This is a genomic window from Vibrio sp. OPT46 (assembly GCF_015163535.1).
Taxonomy (GTDB): domain Bacteria; phylum Pseudomonadota; class Gammaproteobacteria; order Enterobacterales; family Vibrionaceae; genus Vibrio; species Vibrio alginolyticus.
This window is the reverse complement of record NZ_JADDYG010000658.1, coordinates 1-264: the sequence shown is the minus strand read 5'-3', so window position 1 is coordinate 264 and position 264 is coordinate 1. Positions and strand designations below refer to the sequence as shown.

Sequence of the window (264 nt, the reverse complement as noted above, 5' to 3'; positions counted from 1 at the left end):
GACTTCTGGATGAACTTATTCACGACGGCTTTTAATTTGGGACTATTTTCTCGCATTGCCCAAGCAATTTTGCCATTTTTGCGGATAGGGATTTTTTTATGCACCCGAATATCATCCATCACTTTCAGCCAAAGCTTGGCTTTATGGCTATCGAGAACAATGGCTCTGACGTAACCATTGTTGAGCATTCCGACCAGCTCATAATCTTGAAGTGTTTCTTCAATAAAGTGCACGATAACAGGCGGTAAGCCTTTTTTGTTTAGT

General features: G+C 40.9%; 1 pseudogene. It reads right to left on the bottom strand.

Annotated elements, in window-relative coordinates:
* Positions 1–264, bottom strand: a pseudogene (locus IQR33_RS24215) (lytic transglycosylase F); the annotation flags it as partial.